This is a genomic window from Acidaminococcus fermentans, from assembly GCF_009696675.1.
GTDB lineage: Bacteria > Bacillota > Negativicutes > Acidaminococcales > Acidaminococcaceae > Acidaminococcus.
In genome coordinates, this window is the sequence record NZ_VULN01000019.1 from 1 (window position 1) to 20,746 (window position 20,746).

The window sequence follows — 20,746 nt, forward strand, 5'->3', positions numbered from 1 at the left end:
TTATCGATGGCATGGTTTGTCTAACAAGCTTGAAGGATGTCAGAAAAGTTGATGAATCTTGTACATCGATTCGTTTTTTATGCCTGATTTTTTTAGTTTTGTGTCCAATTTTTGTTGACAAGTGCAACTCCCATCCCGGCCTCCCGAAGGGCATTTTTTTACCTCTTATACCAAAGTCCCTGGCTGTCCAATGATGGGCAGGAATGATACGTTTCTGCCTCGCCCATGGATCGATAAAATTTTAGATTTTCTTTCTTCCGGAAGACTATCCTCTTTCAAAAAATAAGGAAAGGCCTTCGCTCCTGTCAGTAGCGCATGCTGCCTGAACCTGCAGGATAAAAGCCTTCCTTTTTGGCAAATTCATAAAATTTAATTCGTGCCTAACATTAAAATCTGTTTACGGATAACAAACCTGGCAAGGTACATACCCTTCTTCAATGGCTTCTTCCCGGCTGTCGATTTCAACAAAATTTTCTCGATGCCTGATGGTCCGGCAATTATCATTATGGAATTTCATCGTCCGCGGATTGCCCAGATAGGCCAGTGCCGGTGCAGCCAGACACAGAGTGGATAATAAAGCAACAAGGATCACCAATGCTTTTTTCATAATAACTCCCTCCCCATTCTCTCATTATTTTAAAACGATTGATTCTTTTCAGTCAATCTCAGGATGGTGGTGGCATCGGCGACAGCCAATATTTTGCAGGACCTGCCGACAACAAAGGAGTGATTGGCAGGAGCATTGAACTTATATTTATAGTTTTGTTTCTGTCCGTCCCCTGAAAGGGGCGTAAGCAGGGAGCATCCGCTTTAGCGGATAGCGAGGTCGCTTATGCCGTAGCTGGGGACCATGCGCAGCATAGTGGTGGGGTTCGGCCAGAAGCCTTGTACTTTCTTCCGTTAGAAACTCCTGGCCCCCAGGGAAACCCCCTACCCGTGCAAGCACGGGTCCTTTCCCCCTTTCAGGGGGACACAAGTTGGTAGAGGAATCGGCCTTGCTGGTATTCTGTGTGAGTATACGTCGATTCTTCGGGAGCTGGGAGAGCAGGCCCAGGAGGAGTCGGCGGGACAACATCGGGTGTTGTCGCTCCTGGGGTGGAGCACGCGGGCGATAGGGTCCGGCTTCCTGGTCCGTAGCCGCAGCCTTTGACCGACAGGGCAAGGCGATAGGCTGTGAGCCTCCCGCCAGGGACGAACGGGTCTGCCCTCCCGGCGGAGAGCCCTCACGGGTGGATGAGTATAGAAGTTTTTGCCCTCCAGGCGGCCGGGATGGGTTTGCCTGCGGCGAACCCCTACGCCGTTGCCCCGAAGTATGGTACAAGAAATCGGGCTGCCCGGCGTGCAGCCCCTGCGGTACCGATTTACACGTTCAAAAATTTGCCTGCAAATTTCTCATTCAGCTGGAGACTAGTGACTGTGAGTTCAATCAGGGCGCGCATCCTGCGGCATTGCAGCCATTCATCTGATTGCCGCCGTTCCATCTCTGCACTCTTCACTCTGCACTCCCCTTCGTGTTATGATGATAAAAACAACTTTCACGAAAGCGAGGCTTTGCTGTGCGATTTTTACATACTTCTGACTGGCACCTGGGCCGGATCTTCCATGGTCTCCACCTGCTGGAGGACCAGCGGGCCGCCCTGGACCAGATCCTGGACCTGGCCCGGGAATACAAGGTGGATGCCCTTCTGGTGGCCGGGGATGTGTACGACCGGGCCGTCCCTCCCACGGAGGCGGTGAACCTGCTGGACGAAACCCTCCGCCATCTGGTGCTGGACCTGAAGATTCCCACCCTGCTCATTGCCGGCAACCACGACAACCCGGACCGGCTGAACTTTGGCCAGGCCCTTTTTGCCGCCCGGCAGCTGTACATCACCGGGCCGGTGGATCCGGATACCCATCCGGTAGTGCTGGAAGATGGGGACGGGCCCGTATACTTTGCTCCCCTCCCCTACTGCGAACCTCTCACCGCCACAGAACTGAGCGGGGAAAAGCAGCCCACCCATGAAGCTGCCCTCCAGTGGCAGGTGGCACGGATTCTCCGGCAGATCCCTACCCGGGCCCGGAAAGTGGCCCTGGCCCATGTGTTCCTCACCGGGGCCCAGACCACCCCGGACAGCGAACGGCCCCTGGCCGCCGGCGGGGCCACCACCGTGAGCATCGACTGCTTCAAAGACTTCCACTATACGGCCCTGGGACATCTCCACGCCTGCCAGAACAACAGTCCCCGGGTCCGGTACTGCGGCTCCCTGCTGAAATATTCCTTTGCAGAGGCCAGCCAGAAAAAAGCCGTCCACATTGTGGACCTGGACGGCAAAGGGGATATTTCCGTGGAAACCGTTCCCCTTAAGGCTCCCCACGAACTGGCGGTACTGAAGGGAGAATTCCGGGACCTGTTGGAGAACCCCCGGACCGATCATCTCCAGGACTATCTCCAGATCCAGCTGACGGACCGGGTGCCCGTCCTGGATGCCAAGCACCGACTGGAACAAGTGTACCCCCAGATTCTCCAGCTGGGCTATGAACGGCTCCAGCCTGTGGAAACAGAAGCAGCCGCCACCGCCCAGCGGAAGGGGCTTTCCACCGACGACCTGTTCCAGGCCTTTTTCCAGGAAGTCCAGGGCCGGGATCTGACGGAGGGAGAAAAAGCCCTGTTCCACCAGATTGCCGATGCCGTGAACCAGGAAGGGAGGAAAGCCTGATGCGCCCCCTGAAACTTGTGATGACCGCCTTCGGTCCCTACGCCAACGAAGAGACCATCGACTTTACCCGGCTGGGAGACAACCGGTTTTTCCTGATCACCGGCCCCACCGGAAGCGGCAAGACCACCATCCTGGATGCTATCACCTTTGCTCTCTATGGCTCCCCCAGCGGGGATCTCCGGGACAACCGGTCCCTGCGCAGCGACTATGCCACACCGGACCGGAAAACAGAAGTCCGGTTCACCTTCCGGAACCGGGACCGGGCGTATGAAGTGACCCGGACCCCGGAACAGGTGCTGAACAAACAGCGGGGAGAAGGAACCCGGACCGTGCCTGCCGGTGCCTCCCTGGTGGAGATTCTCCCGGAAGGGGACCGGAAGGTGCTGGGTACCTCCAACAGCTCCGTGACCCGGGCGGTGGAACAGCTCCTGGGGTTCCAGGCCCGGCAGTTCCGGCAGCTGATGGTGCTGCCCCAGGGGGAATTCCGCCGATTCCTGGTGGCAGATTCCAAGGAACGGAAAACCATCCTGGAAACCCTGTTCAAGACCGGCCAGTACAGCGCCCTGGAAGAGGCCCTGGACGCCCGTGCCAAGACCCTGAAAAAGGAATATGAGGAATGCCGGCAGAAATACCAGCTGCTGCTGGAAAGTGCCGGTACCAACAATCCTGCCGCCCTGAAGGAACGGATCCAGGAAGAAAAGCAGCAGGCCAAAGCCCTGGAAGCCCAGGCCGCCGAAGCCCAGAAAGCCTCTGCCGCCGCCCTGGAAGCCCTCCAGCAGGCCCAGCAGCTGGCCCACACCTTCCAGCGCTGGCAGGAGGGCCAGAAACGGAAGGAAACCCTGCTCCAGCAGGCACCGGCCATCCAGGAACTCCAACAGAAGCTCCAGTGGCTGGAAGAGGCCCTGAAGCTCCACCCCATCTACGACCGGACCCGGAAGGCCAAGGCCCGGCTGGATGCGGCGGAAGGGCTGCTGGCCCGGGCCCGGGAGACCCTGAAAGCCGCCCAGGAAACCCTCCGGCAGCAGCTGGCTTCCGCCACGGAAACCAACACCCATGCCCTCCAGGAACAGATGGCCCAGGTCCGGGAACAGCTGGCCCGGATGACCGCTGTTTCAGGGGAAACCGTCCGGATGGCCCAGGCCCTTGTTCCCGGGAAGCCCTGCCCGGTGTGCGGTTCCCCGGACCATCCCCACCCTGCCACCCAGACCCGCCAGGCCCAGGAGGAACTGGCCCGGAAGACCCAGGCCATGGAAGCCAAAATCGCCCAGCTGAACCGGAAACAGAAAGCCCTGGAAAAGGCCCAGACGGAAGCGGATCAGGCGGCCGGATCCTGCCAAACCGCTGAAGAAAACCTGGCTGCCGCCCAAAAGGCCTTCGAGGCGGACCGGGAGGCCTATAAAACAGCTCTGGAACAGTCTCCCTTCCCGGATCAGCATTCTTTTGTGGCCGCCCACAAAGCCCTTCCCAGCAAGCCCCTGTGGCAGGAACAGGTGGACCGGTACCGGCAGCAGACGGACAGCCTCCAGGGAGAACTGAAGCTGTTGGGTGACCAGCTGAAGGACAAGACCCCTCCGGACCTGGCACCTCTCCAGGAAGCGGTCCGGCAGACCGGCACCTCTGCCCACACCCTGGCCACCCGGACCGGGGCTCTCCAGGAAACCCTCCGCCGGGAAGAAGCCAGCCTGAAGCAGCTGGAAAAACTGGAAAAGGACCTTTCCCGGCTCCAGGAGGCCTACGGACCCATCGGCCTTCTGGCCTCCACTGCCAAAGGGGACAACAGCCGGAAGCTGACCTTCTCCTCCTTTGTGCTCCAGGCGGTGCTGGACGATGTGCTGGAAACCGCCAACCTGCGGCTGAACAAGATCAGCCAGGGACGGTACAGTCTGTACCGGAGCCAGGACATTGTGGATGCCCGGAAGGAACAGGGGCTGGGACTGGAAATCATGGACGCCTTTACCGGCCAGGCCCGGGCGGTGACCACCCTGTCCGGAGGGGAGATCTTCTTCACCTCCCTGTCCCTGGCCCTGGGGCTGTCGGACGTGCTAGAATCCTACGCCGGAGGCCTGCACCTGGACACCATCCTGGTGGACGAAGGGTTCGGGTCCCTGGATCCGGAAACCCTGGACAGTGCCATCAGCGCCCTGCTGGAACTCCAGAAAGGCGGCCGGCTGGTGGGCATCATCTCCCACGTGGCCGAATTAAAGGAAAGGATTTCCGCCCAGCTGGAAATCATCCCCACCAATCAGGGAAGCACCACCCGGTTCAGGGTGTAAAAAAGGGGGCTGTTGCTAAGCAACAGCCCCCTTTTTTACACCCCTCTCATCTCCGGATCCCAGATAATCTTGTGGAGCTGGACCTGGATGCAGACCTGGGCCAGCTTGTGGTCCCGGACGAATTCCACCAGTTCTTTGGGCTCAATGGCTCCGTACACCGGAGATACATACACCTGGCTCCGGAGGGTGTACTCCCGGAGCACCCGGTCCATGTCCTCCAAATCTTCCCGGCTGCCCACCACGAACTTCACCACATCGTCTCCGGTGAGCCGGGTAAGGTTTTCCATCCGCATCCGTCCCCGCATCCCGGAAGAAGGAGATTTCACGTCCATGGTGTAGAACAGGCCTTTGGGCCGCTCTTCCAACAGAGGCACCGCCCCGTTGGTCTCGATGTTCACTTCATACCCTTCCCGGGAAAGGGCCCGGCACAGGCCATCCAGCGGCTGGAGCAGCGGTTCTCCCCCGGTGAGGGTCACCTTTTTCCAGGGATAGCTGCGGATCCGTTCCAGCAGTTCCCCTTCCGTCAGGTGCTCCCGGGCATCGGACCGTTCCAGGGCATAACCGGTGTCGCAGTAGCTGCACCGGAGGTTGCACCCGGCGAACCGGACGAACACCGCCATATAGCCGGTGCGCTTCCCCTCCCCTTCAATGGAGTCGAACAGCTCCACCACAGGAAATGTTTCAGTCTTCATAAATGGCCACGTTCCCTTCCGATTCCTGGACGGAGACCCGGGTGCAGAAGGGGATCTGGTCGTGGATCCATTTGGCAATATTTTCCGCCGTGGGATTGGTTTTCACAATGTCATTGATGAAGGCATGGTCCAGCTGCATCACCACATCCTTGATGTGGGTGAAATCCACCACCATGCCGTTTTCGTCCAGGGTTTCCCGCTGGCAGGTCACGTCGATGATCCAGTTGTGCCCGTGGAGATGGGTGCATTTGCTTTTATAAGGAAGCTGGAGACAGTGGGCTCCGCTGACTTCCATCCGTTTGGTTACCGTATACATGATCAATCCTCCAGTGCCGGGTCTTTGACCCCGTTGGCGGCAAAAGCCCGTGCCCGGTCGATGCAGGTACCGCAGGTGCCGCAGGGTTTGTCCCCGCCTTCATAGCAGCTCCAGGTCAGTTCATAGGGGGTGTGGAGCTCCAGTCCCCGTTTCACCACGCCGGCCTTGCTGCAGCTGGCAAAAGGCGCCACAATATGGCACTGGCTGTACGTACCCAGAGAAATGGCCCGTCCCATGGCGTCCAGGAAGGCTTCGCTGCAGTCTGCATAGGCGTTGCCGGCCGCATCATCTGCATGGGCTCCGATGAAAATGGATACATCATCCTTTTCGTAGATGCTCATGGCCAGGCTGGCCACTGCAGAAAGCATGAGCCCGTTCCGGAAGGGCACATAGGTGGATACCTTTCCTTCTCCATTTTCCGCGATCTGCTGTTCGTAGCTTTTGTGGACGATCTTTTCCGTGGAATGGTCCAACAGGGAACAGTTGGAATACTGGAAGATCCTGGACAGGTCCAGCTCGTAATGAGGCAGGCCGTAGTAGTCCGCCACCTTCCGGGCGCATTCCAGTTCCTTCCGGTGTTTCTGGCCGTAAAAAATGGATACAGTGGACACATTTCCTTTGCCGAATTCTTCCACTGCCACAGAGACGCAGGTGGTGGAATCCACCCCGCCGCTGGACAGCACCAGTGCTTTCTTATTCATGGACAAAGGCCTCCATTCTCCGCTGGGCCATGTCTTTGTATTCCGGCTGATAATACACGGCAAAGGGCAGGATGCTGATGCCGCCCCGGGGATTGAAATAGCCGGCCACTTCCAGATATTTGGGCTGGAGCAGGTTCACCAGGTCGTTTTTGATGATGTTCACACAGTCCTCATGGAAATCCCCGTTGTTCCGGAAAGAAAACAGGTACAGTTTCAGGGATTTGCTTTCCACCAGCTTATGGTCCGGGATGTAGCTGATCACGATCCGGCCGAAATCCGGCTGGCCGGTTTTGGGACAGAGGCTGGTAAATTCCGGGCAATTCAACTTCACCATGTAGGGAGCCTCTTCATGTTTGTTGGGGAAACATTCCAGCACTTCCGGCGCATAGGTATTCTGGTACACCGTATGGCCGCTGCCCAGTTCGGTGACCCCCTGCAGTTCTTCTTTTGTTCTCATGGTCATTCCTCCAAAAAGTACAGTTTTGGAAAACCCGCAGTCGAAAAAAACAGTTCCGAGCGGACTCACAAAATTGAATTATACCGTATACGGGACAGAAAGGGAAGAGTGCAGAGCGAAGAGAGGAACCGTAGGGGCCGCAGGCCCGGCGGCCCGCTCCAGAAATCACCAAACGCACAGAGGGGCCCCAGGCCCGGGGGCTGCCACTCAAAACAAAACCGTTTCTCCATCCTGTGGCATAACATAATTGGTGACTCCTCTTCCGGCCAACCTGCCTTTCATGTCATAGCGGGTCAAAGAAGCATGAGCCACATTGTCCATATGGGTTATAAAGATTGTTGCCCTGGGTACGGTCCGGGCCACACACTCCACATCCTCATCATTCATGATCAGCCGGCCAAATCCCACAAGCTCTGCTGCACAGGCGTTGACTGTAACCACTTCCGGAGAATAAGCTTCCAGCGTTTGCTTCACGCCAGGATACCATACAGTGTCTCCGCTCACATACAATGTTTTTTCTCCCTGGGCCTGAAAAACCACGCCCATGGCATTGCCGCAGGAGACCATAGTTCCATGTTTGGCCGGCACTTTGGTCAGCGTTACATTTTTCCACACGGTCCCTTCTGCAGAGAGCACCTGTACTCTTTGGAACCCGGATTTCCGGAATACGGCCGCATCTGTTTCGTTTTGGACGAATACGGGAACAGTCTTGTCCAAAAATTTTCCTACCGTACCATCTGCCGCCACATCAATGTGATCTGGATGGATATGGGTAACGATATAAGCATCCACTCCTTCCCTGATTTTTTCTCTGGACAGGGGCAAGCCGTAAAAAGGCATGGGCAGCACCATTTTTACCGGGTCCGGGACCTGGTAGTTTTCTAGGGTAATGTCGTCAAAGGATCCCATGCTCCCTTTGTCAGCTAACCATGGATCTAGAAGAAAGGTCACTCCTCCGAATTTGATTTTATTGGTTGCGTTGCGAATCTGCTGGATTTCCATTGCATTTTCCTCCTTGATACTTTGGCTGTATGAGAAAATTATAAAAAAAAAGGAAATCCCGCTCCATGGAAAAAAACAAGTCTTTTCTTGTCCGGAGTTGAAAAATTCAAGTTTCCGGCAGTTCCAGGTTCTTTAGCACCATATCAACCGTACAAATGCCATATTTTTGAAGCTGCACCAGAATTCTTTCCTGTTCTTCCACCGACTGAAAAAACATGTCCAGAACATAAACCTGACGTCCAGTAATCTGATAACAATGGAGTACTTGACAACCGCATTGAGCCAAGAATACTACCAAAGGAGTCTTTTGCGGTATCCCTGCTTCCAGGCGGATCAGGGAATGAAGCGGATAACCATAGACAGGACAATTTACATTGACCGTATACTGTTGGATGATTCCTTTGTCCTCCAGCTTTTCAATGCGATTTTTTACGGCTTGCCCGGAAAGATGGACTTTTTCACCCAATTCCTGCAGCGTAATCCTTCCCTGATGACGCAAAATATGGATGATTTGTTCATCGACCTGGTCCACTTTATTCTTTTTATCCAATTTTGCCCTCCTTATCCTGTGTTGACAAGTGGGGAGTTATCCACTTTTTCGTGGATAACTCCCCGCTTTATCAACATTTTCCCCTTTGGTTCCTCAGCCCAGGTGTTTTTCCAGTCCCAGGACGGCCAGCCGTACGCAGTCGTCGCAGGAACAGAGCATCTTCCCGGTGCCCACGCCTTTCAGGTCCCGGCAGATGGTGGCGCCGGCTTTTTCTTTGAACTCCTGGAGGATTTCGTTCATCACCGTCTTGGCCGGCTTGCCGCTTTTGTCCAGCAGCCCCAGCACCACAGCAGCCCCGGTGAGGGCACCGCAGGTGGCGTCCATGCCTCCCATGCCTCCCCCGAAGGCGGACCCCAGGGCCCGGAGTTCTTCGGTGGATTTGCCCAGTTTGTCCTGGTAAGCCAGGAGCACGGCCTGGGCACAGTTGGTATGCACATCAGTGCTGTGTTTCAGTTCTGCGGCCTTTTCCGCCCGTTTGGATGTTTCGATCATCGTATAAAATACTCCCCTCATGAAACTATTGTCTTTATTATACGTGCTGCCGTCCAAAGAAACAACCGGGTTTACAAAATCCCCGCCGGCAGATGGACAGTTACACCCGGTCCCAGAGGGATATCCAGGGCAACCCACACCAGCATGAACAGGATCCACACCACCTGGAGCACCGCCGCCAGAGGAATCAGGTTGGAGATGAAGGTCCCTACCGTGCAGTCCGGATCATATTTTTCCTGGGCCACGCTGAGCATCATCCACAGATAAGGCATCATGGGAGTCACACTGTTCCCCGGGGAATCCCCCAGCCGGTACAGCAGCTGGGCAAAAGCCGGATGGTACCCCAGCAGCATGAACATGGGCACGAAGATAGGAGCAAAGATGGCCCATTTGGCGGATCCGGAAGACATGAAGATGTTCACGAAGGCACAGACCAGCACAAAGGTCACGCACAAAGGCAGTCCCGTAAAGCCCATGCTCTGGAGGAAATCTGCTCCGCCGATGGCCAGCAGGGTCCCCATTTTGCTCCAGTTGAACAGCCCCTGGAACTGGCCGCAGAAGAAGCAGAACACCACATAGGACCCCATGTGAGACATCTGCTTCACCATGGCCCCGTTGATATCTTTTACAGTCTTGAACTTGCCGGTGGTCATCCCATAGGCAATCCCGGCAAAACTCATCAGGAAGAACAGAATGGGGATCAGCCCCTTCAGCAGCAGGGAGCCCACCAGGGTATGGCCGTCCTTGGACAGGATGCCGGTGAAAAAGCCAACAGCGATGATGGCAATGTACACCAGGCTCACCCAGCCGGCCCGGCGGAGCCCCTTTGTTTCCGTTTCCGTCAGGTCCTGGACCGCTTCCAGTTCTTTGGCTTCATACTTCCCGAACCGGGGTTCGATGAGGTGCTTGGAGGTGTACCCCAGCACCAGGGCCACCAGGAAGGTGGAAGCCACCATAAAGTACCAGTTGCAGGTGACGTCCACGGCGTAGACCCCTTTGCCCAGGAATCCGTCCAGGGCCTGGTTGGTAAGCCCCTGCATCAGGGTATCAGTGCCGGCGATCATCAGGTTGGCAGTAAAGCCGGCGTTGGCTCCGGCGTATCCCACGATCATCCCCACCAGAGGGTTCTTCCCCACCCCGATGTACACCAGGGCCGCCAGAGGGGGAATCACCACGGAAGCCGTATCCGAGGCAATATTCCCCATGGTGCCCACAAAGGCAATCAGGTAGGGCACCACTCCCGGGGGCACGTTCTTCATGCTCCGCCGGAGCAGGCTTACCAACAGGCCGCTTTCCTCACAGAAACCGATGGCCAGGGTCATGGTGATCACAAGGCCCAGAGGGGCGAACCCGGAGAAGTTCTTCACCATGTTGCTCAAAAGCCAGTTGACCCCCTCTTTGGTAAACAGATTCTGGGCCATGACCGCCTTGCCGTTGGCCGGGTTCACCAGGCTCATTCCGGAAGCAGAAAGAGCCGCTCCGGCCAAAGCCGTAATGACAAACAGAATGCAGAACAAAATGGCCGGAGGGGGCAGTTTGTCACAGACCTTCTCCACTCCGTTCAAAAACCGGTCCACCCAGCTGCCCCGGGCCTGCTGCGTTTCTCCCTTCATCTTATCCCTTCCTTTTCCTATAACTGTGTCAAACAAACGTACCCGTAGGGGCTGCACGCCGGGCAGCCCGCCCATTCACCATTTGTCCTGACATCCTGCGGAACAACCGGCCTGCGCCCCTACGGTTTATGTTTTACTTATACATTTTATAATTATAGCCTAAACTCCCCCACTTCAAAATCCCCTTTTTTCTCTCTGTTCCCGAGCCCAGCTCTTTTTGCTTCGGGGTTCCCCCAGCACCAGGGACCAGAGCATCCCCTGGCGCAGGTCCCCGGAAAGCACCGGGTGGCCGACCGTTTGCCCCTTCGGGTGCCGGATTTCCGCCACCTGGGGAGCCACTGTGGGCTTCAGGTCCCGGATTTCTTCCACCAGGTCACTGCGTACGGGCTTTACCGTAGGCTGGAGGGGCGGCTCTTTTTGGGCAGGAGCCTGAGCCTCCTCACAGACGAAAGGTCCCGGACCCGGTTTCCGGACCGGTTGGGAGGGCTTTTTCAGGGGCCGTTTCTTTTTTCTCAGCAGCTGGCTTCCCAGAAGGAACAAGATCCACACCAGGAACAGCAGCAAATCGCTTTTCATAGGCCCCTCCTGTTATTTTTCCGGTTTCCGGGTGGGCGGCAGTTCTTCCTGGCCGCCAGCCACCAGGCTTTCCCGCATTTTGGTGTCCGCCAGCAGGTTCTTCATCTGATAGTAGTCCATGACCCCCAGATGGCCTTCCCGGAGCGCCTGGGCCAGGGCTTCCGGCACCTGGGCCTGGGCTTCCACCACTTTCGCCTGCATTTCCTGGGTGTAGGCCCGCATTTCCTGCTCCTTGGCCACAGCCATGGCCCGGCGTTCTTCGGCCTTGGCCTGAGCGATGTTCTTGTCCGCTTCCGCCTGGTCCGTCATCAGCTGGGCCCCGATGTTCCGTCCCACGTCCACATCGGCGATATCAATGGAGAGGATTTCAAAAGCTGAGCCGGCATCCAGTCCCTTGCTCAGCACGGTCCGGGAAATGTGGTCCGGGTTCTCCAGCACATCCGTGTGTTCTTCCGAAGACCCCACGGTGGTGACGATACCTTCGCCCACCCGGGCGATGATGGTGCTTTCCCCGGCGCCCCCCACCAGCCGGTCGATGTTGGCCCGGACAGTGACCCGGGCCCGGACCTTCAGCTCGATGCCGTTCTTGGCCACGGCAGAAATCAGCGGGGTCTCGATGACCTTGGGATTGACGCTCATCTGGACCGCTTCCAGTACGTCACGGCCGGCCAGGTCGATGGCCGCCGCCCGTTCAAAGGTCAGAGGGATGGCCGCCCGTTCCGCGGCAATCAGGGCATCCACCACCCGGTCCACATCCCCCCCGGCCAGATAATGGGCTTCCAGCTGGTCCACGTTCACATCCAGGCCGGCCTTGTTGGCCTTCACCAGAGGCAGGATGATCTTGGAAGGGATCACCCGGCGGAGCCGCATGCCCACCAGGGTGAAGATGTGCACGTTGACCCCGGCGGCCATGGCGGAAATCCACAGGCCCAGAGGGACAAAGTGCAGGAACAGGACAATGATGACCAGGATGGCCACCAGGAATACGGTACTGCCTAAAATTGCAATCATGGGTTTTCCTCCTTCCGGACTACGGTCCGGCCTCCGGTGGCTGCCACCACACGGATGGCCGTCCCCGGTTCATAAAATTCCCCTTCGGTGATCACATCTACCAGTTCCCCATCGATCAGGGCCCGTCCGGAAGGACGGAGCACCGTCTGGGCCACACCGGTTTTGCCCACCAGATCCTTCCGGTCTGCATTGCCCGTATAGCCCTGGGCAGCGGTGGACCGGAGATGGAGTGTCACCTGCCGGCCCAGCCAGCTTTTGGGACCCCGGCGGATCAGCCAGAACCCCAGGACCGCCAGCACCAGCAGGACACCGCCCACCAGAGCAGCCGCCTGGGCCGTGGCCCCCAGAAAGAAATACAGGGACCCCAAAAGACAAAGGATGCCGGTGATGCCGAACAGGCCAAAGCCGGGAATGAACCCCTCCACCGTCAGCAGCACCACACCCAGAAACAAAAGCTGCAGTTCCATAGGGACCTCCTTTCCTCAGGATAAAAAGAGATTGATAAGTATTATTCGAGATAAAAAGGGAAATCCCTGCTATTTGGGAGGAGCGAATGGTTTGGTGGCTTGGTGATCGATTATCCTTCGCAGGATGCGCACCAAGGGTTGCCCTGCACTCCCGCCCGGTGCGCCCGCTCCCGGACTCCCCTATATCCCTTCCCCCCACAAAAAAAATACAATAAAAAAGACGATACAGCGTTACGCGTGTATCGTCTTCTTTTGTGGTGGGCGCTAACAGGATCGAACTGCTGACATTCTGCTTGTAAGGCAGACGCTCTCCCAGCTGAGCTAAGCGCCCATAAGTTGGTGACCGGAGAGGGAATCGAACCCTCGATACCGCCGTGAAAGGGCGGTGTCTTAACCGCTTGACCATCCGGCCAAAAAAAATGGTGATCCGCCAGAGGATCGAACTCTGGACACCCTGATTAAGAGTCAGGTGCTCTACCAGCTGAGCTAGCGGACCATCATGTCTTTGGTTTTCTCAACCGCTGACTTTGTTAGTATACAAGATAACACGAAATTTTGCAAGCCCTTTTTGAAAAAAACTTTATTTTTTTTCTTTCAGCCAGTGATGGGCCGCTTTCAGCACCTGTTTCACCGTCAGATCCCGCATGCACCGCATGTCGTCACAGTGGTGCTTCATCCCCTTCCGGCACCCGTCACAGGGAGGATTGGCCCGGACAATGGTGGCCTGTTTCGTATAGGGTCCGTACAGTTCCGGATGGCTGGGGCCGTACATGGCCACAATGGGCACCTTCTGGCTGATGGCCACGTGCATGGGTCCGCTGTCGTTGGTGATGATCAGGCTGCACCGGCTCATGGCCGCCGCCAGTTCTCCCAGGGAGAATTTCCCGGTGGCCACCATGGGTTTGCTTCTCATGAAGGACACTGCCTCCCGGACCATATCCTCGTCCATGGAGCCTCCGAAGAACACCGTCCGGTATCCTTCTTTGGCCAGGGTATCCGCCACCTGGGCAAACCGTTCCGGAGCCCACCGTTTGGTGACCACTGCGCTGCCGATGTTGAACCCCACCACTTTTTCCTCCGGCTTCAGGTCCTGGGCTGCCCAGTAGGCTTCCGCCGCCTGTTTGTGCTCCGGCCCCGGGAACACTTCCAGTCCGTTGTTCCGCAGGTCCTCCACCCCCATCCGCTTCAGCACGTCCAGGTACATATCCGCCGCGTGGATGGTCCGGTTCAGCTTCAGCCAGGGATGGAAGAATCCCCGGAACAGGAAATGAGAGGCCCCCACCTTTTCCGGCACCACCGCCATGGCGTCGATGAAAGAACACCGTTCGTTGGGGTGCAGGTTGATCAAAAGATCGAAATGGGCGTCGGTGATCCGCCGGCTCATGGCCCACAGGGCCCGGAGGTTGTTGTCCTTCCCCTTTTTGTCGATGGTCCACACATGGTCGATGTTGGGATTGTATTCCACGATTTCCTTCAGCTTCTCATCCACCAGATAGGTGATGTCCGCTCCGGGCGCCGCCTGGCGCAGAGCATGGAGGAAGGGGGTGGTAAGCACCAGATCCCCCAGATGCATCAGGAAGGTTACGATGATTTTCTTTCCTGCCAGTTCAGTCACAGGCTTTTTCCTCCTTTTTCCGGTACAGGTCATACACCTGGTCCGGGGTCACTTCTCCCATACAGGTCCAGTGGTCACAGTGCTTCTTCAGACAGCCGGCACACGCTGCCGGACTCACCAGCACGGTGGCCCGGGGATTTCCGTAAGGGCCCGTCCGGTCCGGCCGGGTAGGTCCGTACATGGTCACCAGGGGCTTCTGGAGCGCCGTAGCAATATGGAGGGGCCCTGTGTCTCCGCTGACATAGAAACGGGCCCCCTTGATCAGGGCTCCCAGTTCCCGGAGACTGGTCCCGCCGATCCAGTCCAGCAGATGGGGTTCCGGCCCCGCCAGCTCCCGGATCTTTTTTCCCAGAGGGACATCTTCCGGTCCCCCGGCCAGCACCACCCAGGTCCCCTCTGCCAGGAACTTCCGGGCCAGGGCGGCATAATGGTCCAGGGGCCACCTCTTGGTTTCCCACCGGGCCCCGGGCACCAGCACCACATAGGGCAGGTTTTCCTGGTCCGGCATTCCCGCCTCCAAAAGCCGCCGGCGGATGGTTTTTCCTTCTTCCTTCAGAGCCGGCATGGGATAGGTGATCTTGTCCGCCTTCGCCCCCAGATACCGGGCCACATCCAGGTACCGTTCGATCACATGGTCATGGGCATGGGCCCCCACAATGGGCCGGGACACCAGCCGGCTCCCTTCCCGCATCTCGCAGTAGCCGATCCGGTTGGGACAGCCGGTGAGCCAGGCCATGACGGCACTTTTGAACAGCCCCTGGAGGTCGATGACCAGGTCGAACTTCTTTCCCCGGAGCAGAGCCCGGGTTTCCCGAAGGGTCTTCCATTTGTCCCCCCAGCCCATCTTCCCGAAGGCCTTCTTGTCGAAATACAGCACTTCGTCGATAATAGGCGGCTCCGGCACAAAGGCGCTGAACTGGGGATGGACCAGCCAGCTGATCCGGCTGTGGGGAAAGGTTTCCCGGAGGGCTGCCGCAAAAGGCAGGGCGTGGATCACATCCCCCAGGGAGCTCATTTTGATGATCAGGATGTTCTGGTAGGTCACTTTGCCGCCTCCTGCCGGTCCAGCACCTGGCGGACAAAGGCCAGCAAATCCGTCCCGGTGAACCGGTACCCCGGGATTCCTGCCCCCAGAGCCGCCTGGACGTCACTGTCCTTGTCCCCGATCAGGAAGGACCCTTCCCGGTCCAGATCATGGTCTGCCAGCGCCTGGAGGATCATTCCCGGCCGGGGCTTCCGGCAGTTGCACACCACCGTCAGTTCAGGGATCACCCCTTTGGTGGGATGGTGGGGACAGAAATAGAAGCCGTCGATCTGGCCGCCGGCTTTCCTGATTTCTTCCGCCATATAGGCATGGAGATGTTCCATGTCCTTTTGGGTGTAGTAGCCCCGGGCGATGCCGCTCTGGTTGGTCACCACATACACCTGATACCCCTGGCGGACCAGGGCGGCCACCGCCTCTTTGGCGCCGGTCACCCATTCCACCTGGTCCGGACGGCAGATATATCCCTTGTCGATGTCCAGGACCCCGTCCCGGTCCAGGAACACCGCTTTTTTCTTCTTACTCATGCTTTGTAATAGCCGTCAGAATCCCGGAGCACCTGGCAGTATTCCTTCACCGCCTGGGCAAAGTCCGTAAAGCCTCCGTCATAGCCGGTGGCCAGCAGCTTGGTGGCGTCCGCCTGGGTATAGCTCTGGTATTTCCCTTTCAGCACTTCCGGGAAGGGCACATAGACCAGTTCCCCGCTGCCGAAGAATTCCAGCACTGCCCTGGCCATGTCGTTGAAGGTATGGGCATGGCCGGTGCCCAGGTTGTAGACCCCTTTCAGTTCCGGATGCTGCCAGAAATAGAACAGCACCTTCACCACGTCCTTCACATAGATGAAGTCCCGGGTCTGTTCTCCCGGTCCGTAGCCGTCGTATTCCCCGAACAGCTTCACCTTGTGTTCCCCCTGCCACTGGAGGAACATCTGGCGCACCATGGAGGCCATTTTCCCCTTGTGGTTTTCCTGGGGCCCGAACACGTTGAAATACCGGAACCCGGCGATCTGGCTTTCCGCCTTGTCGAAGTACCGGCGGGCATAGTTGTCGAAGAACAGCTTGGAGAAGGCATAGACGTTCAGGGCTTCTTCACAGGCCGGTTCTTCCCGGAACCCGTTCTTCCCGCTGCCGTAGGTGGAGGCAGAAGAAGCATACAGGAACTGGATCCGCCGGTCCAGGGCAAAGTGCATAAGGGTCTTGGTGTATTCGAAGTTGTTTTCCATCATGTACTTGCCGTTGTATTCCATAGTATCGGAGCAGGCTCCCTCATGGAAGATCACTTCGATGGGTTCATGGTCGAACTTCCCGTCCCGGACCCGCTGGATGAAGTCCATTTTGTCCAGGTAGTCCATGACCTTCAGCCCCTGGATGTTCTTGAACTTCACCATATTGGTGAGATTGTCCACCACCAGGATGTCATCCCGGCCCTGTTCGTTCAGTCCCTTGACGATGTTGCTGCCTATAAAACCGGCACCCCCGGTTACAATGATCATAATTTACCCTCCTTGACCAGTTCTGCGATTTTCCGGATCACCCCGGTGGTGGAATAGCCTTCCTTGAAGGGCAGGATCTCCACCCGGCCGGCGTATTCCCGTCCGGCCACTTCTTCCGGTTTGTAGTCTCCGCCTTTCACCAGGATATCCGGCCGGATCCGGCGGATCAGTTCCGTGGGCGTGTCTTCTCCAAAGAGCACCACCGCGTCCACACAGCCCAGGGCAGCCAGGATCCGGGCCCGGTCATTTTCCTGGTTCAGGGGACGGGTCTCCCCTTTCAGCCGTTTCACCGATGCATCGGTATTGACCCCCACGATCAGATGCTGTCCCAGCCGGGACGCCTGTTCCAGATAGGTCACGTGGCCGGTGTGGAGGATGTCGAAGCAGCCATTGGTGAAGACGATTTTCTCCCCGGCCGCCTGCCAGGTCCGGGCCAGGCTGGTCACTTCGTCCCAGCTGAGAGGCCGGTAGTCCCGTCCTTCCCGTTCTTCGCTGGCCAGCACTTCCTTCAGCAGTTCCTCCCGGTGCACCGGATAGGTCCCCACTTTGGAAACCACGATCCCCGCCGCCTTGTTGGACAGATTCAGGGCTTCTCCCAAAGGCAGGCCTCCGGCTACCGCCGCCAGGAGCACCGCCGCCACCGTATCCCCGGCCCCGGACACATCGAACACGTCCCGGGCAGTGGCCGCTTCCGTGATTACTTCGTGACGGTTGATCAGGGAAACCCCTTTTTCCGACCGGGTCACCACCACATTCCTGATGTGGAAAGCATCCCGGGCTTTGGCCGCCAGTTCCACCAGAGGTTCCGTTTCGTTGGGCACCACTTTGCCCCCGGCTTCGCACATTTCCTTCACATTGGGGGTGATGAAATCACACCCCGCATACTTCCGCCAGTCCGCTCCCTTGGGGTCCACCAGCACCGGCACCTGGGCACTGTGGGCCAGGTCGATCACCGTCTGACAGAAATGGTCGGAACAGACCCCTTTGGCATAGTCGCTGAGAGCGATGCCGTCCAGGCCGTCCTGGAGCCGCTGTTCCAGCCAACTCAGCAGCCGGCTTTCCTCTTCCGGGTTCAGGTCTCCCGGCTCTTCGAAATCCAGCCGGAGCATCTGCTGCCGGGCTCCGATGATCCGCATTTTGGTAATGGTACTGCGGCCGGGCATGGGCAAAAGGCCGCTGAAATCGATTCCCGCCGCTGCCATTTTTTCCTCCAGGGCTTCCCGGTGCTCATCCAGCCCGGTTACCCCTGCGGCATAGACTTGCACGCCCAGTCCCGCCAGATTGGCCGCCACATTGCCGGCGCCCCCCAGGACGCTTTCCATCCGGCGCACCCGGTTCACCGGCACCGGGGCTTCCGGAGAGATCCGCTTCACTTCCCCGTACACGTACCGGTCCAGCATCACATCCCCGATCACCGCGATCCGCAGCTTCTGGATGTCTTCTGTAAGGAATTGGGTACTTTTGGTATTACGCATAGTCTTCCACCAGCTCGCAAATGATATGTCCCATGATTTCATGGATTTCCTGGGCCCGGGCGGTATTCACCGCGGGCACGTCCAGCAGCACGTCGCACAAATCCGCCATTTTGCCGCCCCCTTTGGCCGTAAAGCCGATGACCCGGATCCCTTTGGCCCGGGCGGTCTCGATGGCCGCCAATACATTGCCGCTGTTGCCGGAAGTGGAAATCCCCACCAGCACATCTCCTTCCCGGCCCAGGCCTTCCACCTGCCGGGCGAAGATCCGATCATAGCCGTAGTCGTTGCCGATGGCCGTCAGGATGGAGGTATCCGTGGTGAGAGCCAGCGCTGCCATCCCCGGCCGTTCCTTCTGGAACCGGCCCACGATTTCCGCCGCCCAGTGCTGGGCGTCCGCCGCCGATCCCCCGTTGCCGCAGAACATCACCTTGCCCCCGGAAGCCAGGGTCAGGGAAATCATCCCCGCCGCCTCCTCAATGGCCTTCAGCAGCCGTTTGCTGCCCATGACCTTGTGGACCAGTTTTTCATGTTCCAGGAGACGGGCTCCAATCAGTTCCTGTGCCTTACCACCGATAGAGGTCATATGTCACACTCCATTCATGATCATTGTTGTACTTCTTGTCCCGATATTCCAGTCCCAGACGGAAGCAGCAGAAATCATGGTACCACCGGTAGATGTATTCGTAGACGCTGCTCTTGCCCTGGTCATACCGCATGACAAAGTTCACCCAGTCATTGGGGCCCAGCCGTTTGCCCAGTCCCCACTGGATTTCCTTGGCCATGTCCGGATCCGCATAGGAGAATACGGAACTGTGTTCCTTTTCATAGTAATAGCCCAGCCAGGTGTTCCAGCCCCCGTCGAAGTTTTTGTTCAGGGTGGCGGAATACAGCATGGTCTTTTTGGTTTCATCGTTAATGCTTTCACGGACCCATTTATGGCCCATCCCCAGGTTCAGGTACAGGGGCATCTTTTCGTGGGTGAGACGGATGGGATCATGGTTCAGATAGAACCCGTATTCCGTATGCCAGCTCCGCTTCCAGTTGTCCTTCCACAGACCATGGCTGATGTAGGCGGAATAGTTCATCGGCACCCGGTCGTCGAACTTGTGGGCCTTGTAGACGAACTTCACATCCCGTTCCTTCCGGATCCAGTTGTTGTCCGAGTCTTCCATATGCCCGTCCTGGATCTGGACATAGAAGTTCTTTTCCTCCTGCCGGTCCGTAAAGAGAGGCCGCCAGCCGATCTTGGAATAGTACTTCAGTTCCGCATCCAGGTTGTTCTTGTTGCTGATGGGCACATCCAGGTTGTAACGGATCTTCACTCCATGGTCCGTATCGTACCCGATATGGGGCAGCAGGCTCTGTTTTTCGTCACTGTCACCCATCCGGTTGATCCACCGGTCCCGGGAATAGACGTGCTTGCCTTTGACGAACACCTTCACATTGTAGGCGATGATCTTGTCCTTGGGATAGATCACCACTTTGTCCGCCTTCACTTCCACACAGGGGGGATGGAGCACTGCCGGGCACCGGGTGGTGCTGCCGCCGCTGGTGAGTTCCACCCGGTCCGGATAGATTTCCCCGATATCCGCCCGGTACATATCCTTGCCGTTGTAGCCGGAAATGTTCTTCACCGTACCGGTTTTGTCCAGGAAGTTGTAATGGCCCCACTGGCCGTTGGTGACACTGGTGCCGCTGCCGGTCTCTTCCACGATCCGACCCCCGGTCAGAAGGTACACATCCCCGGTTTTGGAATTGCCCTGGGCCTGGGCAGTGTACAGCTTCTGGTTGCCCTGGTACAGACGCACGTTCCCCTTGGCTTCAAAATCACCGGTTTCCGAATTGTACTGGACCTGATCCCCATAGATGGTAATGGGCAGGGTGGATTCGCTGGGAACCGTTTCCCCCTTTTTCTCACGGAGCTTCTGTTCCTTGGCTGTTTCCCGTCCGGCCCGGGTGATGGTTTCCGTCTTGGCATCCGGCTGGTCCTGGATCCGGTGGACCCCTTCCTTGGTCCGGGCCAGAGATTCCACTTCATCCAGGCTCTGGATAGCCGGCTGGAAAGCCGGACCGTCCTTGCTGCTCAGTTTTCCCCCGTCATAGGTCACCGCTGCACTGGCCATGCCCGGCAGCGATACCGCCAATGTAATTCCTAAGGCCAACGCCTTTTTGTTCATAGGATTCTGTCCTCCAGTGGATAAATTTCCTCATCAAATCTTGCAGTGTCCCGGCAGTTCCCTGCCCGGAAAACAGTTACACTCTTCAATATTATA

Annotated in this window: 21 protein-coding genes and 3 tRNA genes; 2 read left to right on the top strand and 22 right to left on the bottom strand. The window is 57.6% G+C overall.

Annotated elements, in window-relative coordinates:
• Nucleotides 1-397: 397 nt before the first annotated feature.
• Nucleotides 398-607, bottom strand: coding sequence for an Ada metal-binding domain-containing protein (locus FX155_RS10480; protein WP_022487276.1), 210 nt, complete (start codon nt 605-607; stop codon nt 398-400).
• A 949-nt stretch (nt 608-1,556) separates the two neighbouring features.
• Between FX155_RS10480 and FX155_RS11710 the strand changes: the two genes are divergently transcribed.
• The gene (locus FX155_RS11710) at nt 1,557-2,699 is read left to right on the top strand and encodes an exonuclease SbcCD subunit D (protein ID WP_326831141.1); all 1,143 of its coding nucleotides are present in this window, start codon (nt 1,557-1,559) and stop codon (nt 2,697-2,699) included.
• Nucleotides 2,699-4,972, top strand: coding sequence for an AAA family ATPase (locus FX155_RS10490; protein WP_154488648.1), 2,274 nt, complete (start codon nt 2,699-2,701; stop codon nt 4,970-4,972). Before FX155_RS11710 ends, FX155_RS10490 begins: the two co-directional genes overlap by 1 nt.
• A gap of 35 nt (nt 4,973-5,007) precedes the next feature.
• On the opposite strand, the gene queE is transcribed toward FX155_RS10490, so the two are convergent.
• From queE to FX155_RS10595, 21 genes are all read right to left on the bottom strand, one after another.
• A complete protein-coding gene (gene queE, locus FX155_RS10495) occupies nt 5,008-5,664 on the bottom strand; it encodes a putative 7-carboxy-7-deazaguanine synthase QueE (RefSeq protein ID WP_154488649.1) in 657 nt (218 codons plus the stop codon).
• Nucleotides 5,654-5,980 (bottom strand): 6-carboxytetrahydropterin synthase QueD, encoded by a 327-nt coding sequence (queD, locus tag FX155_RS10500; RefSeq protein ID WP_154488650.1) that lies wholly within the window; start codon nt 5,978-5,980, stop codon nt 5,654-5,656. The genes queE and queD overlap by 11 nt, the downstream gene beginning before the upstream one ends.
• A gap of 2 nt (nt 5,981-5,982) precedes the next feature.
• Nucleotides 5,983-6,681, bottom strand: a complete 699-nt coding sequence (queC, locus tag FX155_RS10505; RefSeq protein WP_154488651.1) for a 7-cyano-7-deazaguanine synthase QueC — start codon at nt 6,679-6,681, stop codon at nt 5,983-5,985.
• The gene (gene queF, locus FX155_RS10510; protein WP_347567399.1) at nt 6,674-7,144 is read right to left on the bottom strand and encodes a preQ(1) synthase; all 471 of its coding nucleotides are present in this window, start codon (nt 7,142-7,144) and stop codon (nt 6,674-6,676) included. Before queF ends, queC begins: the two co-directional genes overlap by 8 nt.
• A gap of 201 nt (nt 7,145-7,345) precedes the next feature.
• Nucleotides 7,346-8,140 carry an MBL fold metallo-hydrolase gene (locus FX155_RS10515; RefSeq protein WP_154488653.1) on the bottom strand — a complete coding sequence of 265 codons (795 nt, stop codon included), beginning with the start codon at nt 8,138-8,140 and terminating at the stop codon, nt 7,346-7,348.
• A gap of 106 nt (nt 8,141-8,246) precedes the next feature.
• The gene (locus FX155_RS10520; RefSeq protein WP_022487284.1) at nt 8,247-8,690 is read right to left on the bottom strand and encodes an Lrp/AsnC family transcriptional regulator; all 444 of its coding nucleotides are present in this window, start codon (nt 8,688-8,690) and stop codon (nt 8,247-8,249) included.
• A gap of 93 nt (nt 8,691-8,783) precedes the next feature.
• The gene (locus tag FX155_RS10525) at nt 8,784-9,182 is read right to left on the bottom strand and encodes a C-GCAxxG-C-C family protein (protein WP_022487285.1); all 399 of its coding nucleotides are present in this window, start codon (nt 9,180-9,182) and stop codon (nt 8,784-8,786) included.
• Nucleotides 9,183-9,253: 71 nt separating this feature from the next.
• Nucleotides 9,254-10,795 (bottom strand): AbgT family transporter, encoded by a 1,542-nt coding sequence (locus tag FX155_RS10530; RefSeq protein ID WP_022487286.1) that lies wholly within the window; start codon nt 10,793-10,795, stop codon nt 9,254-9,256.
• Between the two features lie 174 nt (nt 10,796-10,969).
• Nucleotides 10,970-11,371: a hypothetical protein gene (locus FX155_RS10535; protein WP_022487287.1), complete on the bottom strand. Its 402-nt coding sequence runs from the start codon at nt 11,369-11,371 to the stop codon at nt 10,970-10,972.
• Nucleotides 11,372-11,383: 12 nt separating this feature from the next.
• On the bottom strand, nt 11,384-12,382 hold the full coding sequence (floA, locus tag FX155_RS10540) for a flotillin-like protein FloA (protein ID WP_022487288.1): 999 nt from the start codon (nt 12,380-12,382) through the stop codon (nt 11,384-11,386).
• Nucleotides 12,379-12,849 carry an NfeD family protein gene (locus FX155_RS10545; protein ID WP_022487289.1) on the bottom strand — a complete coding sequence of 157 codons (471 nt, stop codon included), beginning with the start codon at nt 12,847-12,849 and terminating at the stop codon, nt 12,379-12,381. The genes floA and FX155_RS10545 overlap by 4 nt, the downstream gene beginning before the upstream one ends.
• 255 nt (nt 12,850-13,104) lie before the next feature.
• Nucleotides 13,105-13,180 (bottom strand) — tRNA-Val (locus FX155_RS10550).
• 6 nt (nt 13,181-13,186) lie between these two features.
• Nucleotides 13,187-13,261, bottom strand: a tRNA-Glu gene (locus FX155_RS10555).
• Between the two features lie 8 nt (nt 13,262-13,269).
• Nucleotides 13,270-13,345 (bottom strand) — tRNA-Lys (locus FX155_RS10560).
• Between the two features lie 84 nt (nt 13,346-13,429).
• A complete protein-coding gene (locus FX155_RS10565; protein WP_229778531.1) occupies nt 13,430-14,422 on the bottom strand; it encodes a glycosyltransferase family 9 protein in 993 nt (330 codons plus the stop codon).
• A 34-nt stretch (nt 14,423-14,456) separates the two neighbouring features.
• A complete protein-coding gene (waaF, locus tag FX155_RS10570; protein WP_288311276.1) occupies nt 14,457-15,509 on the bottom strand; it encodes a lipopolysaccharide heptosyltransferase II in 1,053 nt (350 codons plus the stop codon).
• Complete coding sequence (locus FX155_RS10575; RefSeq protein WP_022487292.1) at nt 15,506-16,033, bottom strand: D-glycero-alpha-D-manno-heptose-1,7-bisphosphate 7-phosphatase; 528 nt, start codon at nt 16,031-16,033, stop codon at nt 15,506-15,508. Before FX155_RS10575 ends, waaF begins: the two co-directional genes overlap by 4 nt.
• The gene (rfaD, locus tag FX155_RS10580; RefSeq protein WP_022487293.1) at nt 16,030-16,998 is read right to left on the bottom strand and encodes an ADP-glyceromanno-heptose 6-epimerase; all 969 of its coding nucleotides are present in this window, start codon (nt 16,996-16,998) and stop codon (nt 16,030-16,032) included. Before rfaD ends, FX155_RS10575 begins: the two co-directional genes overlap by 4 nt.
• Nucleotides 16,995-18,473 carry a D-glycero-beta-D-manno-heptose-7-phosphate kinase gene (gene rfaE1, locus FX155_RS10585; RefSeq protein ID WP_154488655.1) on the bottom strand — a complete coding sequence of 493 codons (1,479 nt, stop codon included), beginning with the start codon at nt 18,471-18,473 and terminating at the stop codon, nt 16,995-16,997. The genes rfaD and rfaE1 overlap by 4 nt, the downstream gene beginning before the upstream one ends.
• A complete protein-coding gene (gene gmhA, locus FX155_RS10590) occupies nt 18,466-19,056 on the bottom strand; it encodes a D-sedoheptulose 7-phosphate isomerase (RefSeq protein ID WP_022487295.1) in 591 nt (196 codons plus the stop codon). The genes rfaE1 and gmhA overlap by 8 nt, the downstream gene beginning before the upstream one ends.
• The gene (locus FX155_RS10595; RefSeq protein ID WP_154488656.1) at nt 19,037-20,650 is read right to left on the bottom strand and encodes an organic solvent tolerance protein OstA; all 1,614 of its coding nucleotides are present in this window, start codon (nt 20,648-20,650) and stop codon (nt 19,037-19,039) included. The genes gmhA and FX155_RS10595 overlap by 20 nt, the downstream gene beginning before the upstream one ends.
• Between the last annotated feature and the right edge of the window lie 96 nt (nt 20,651-20,746).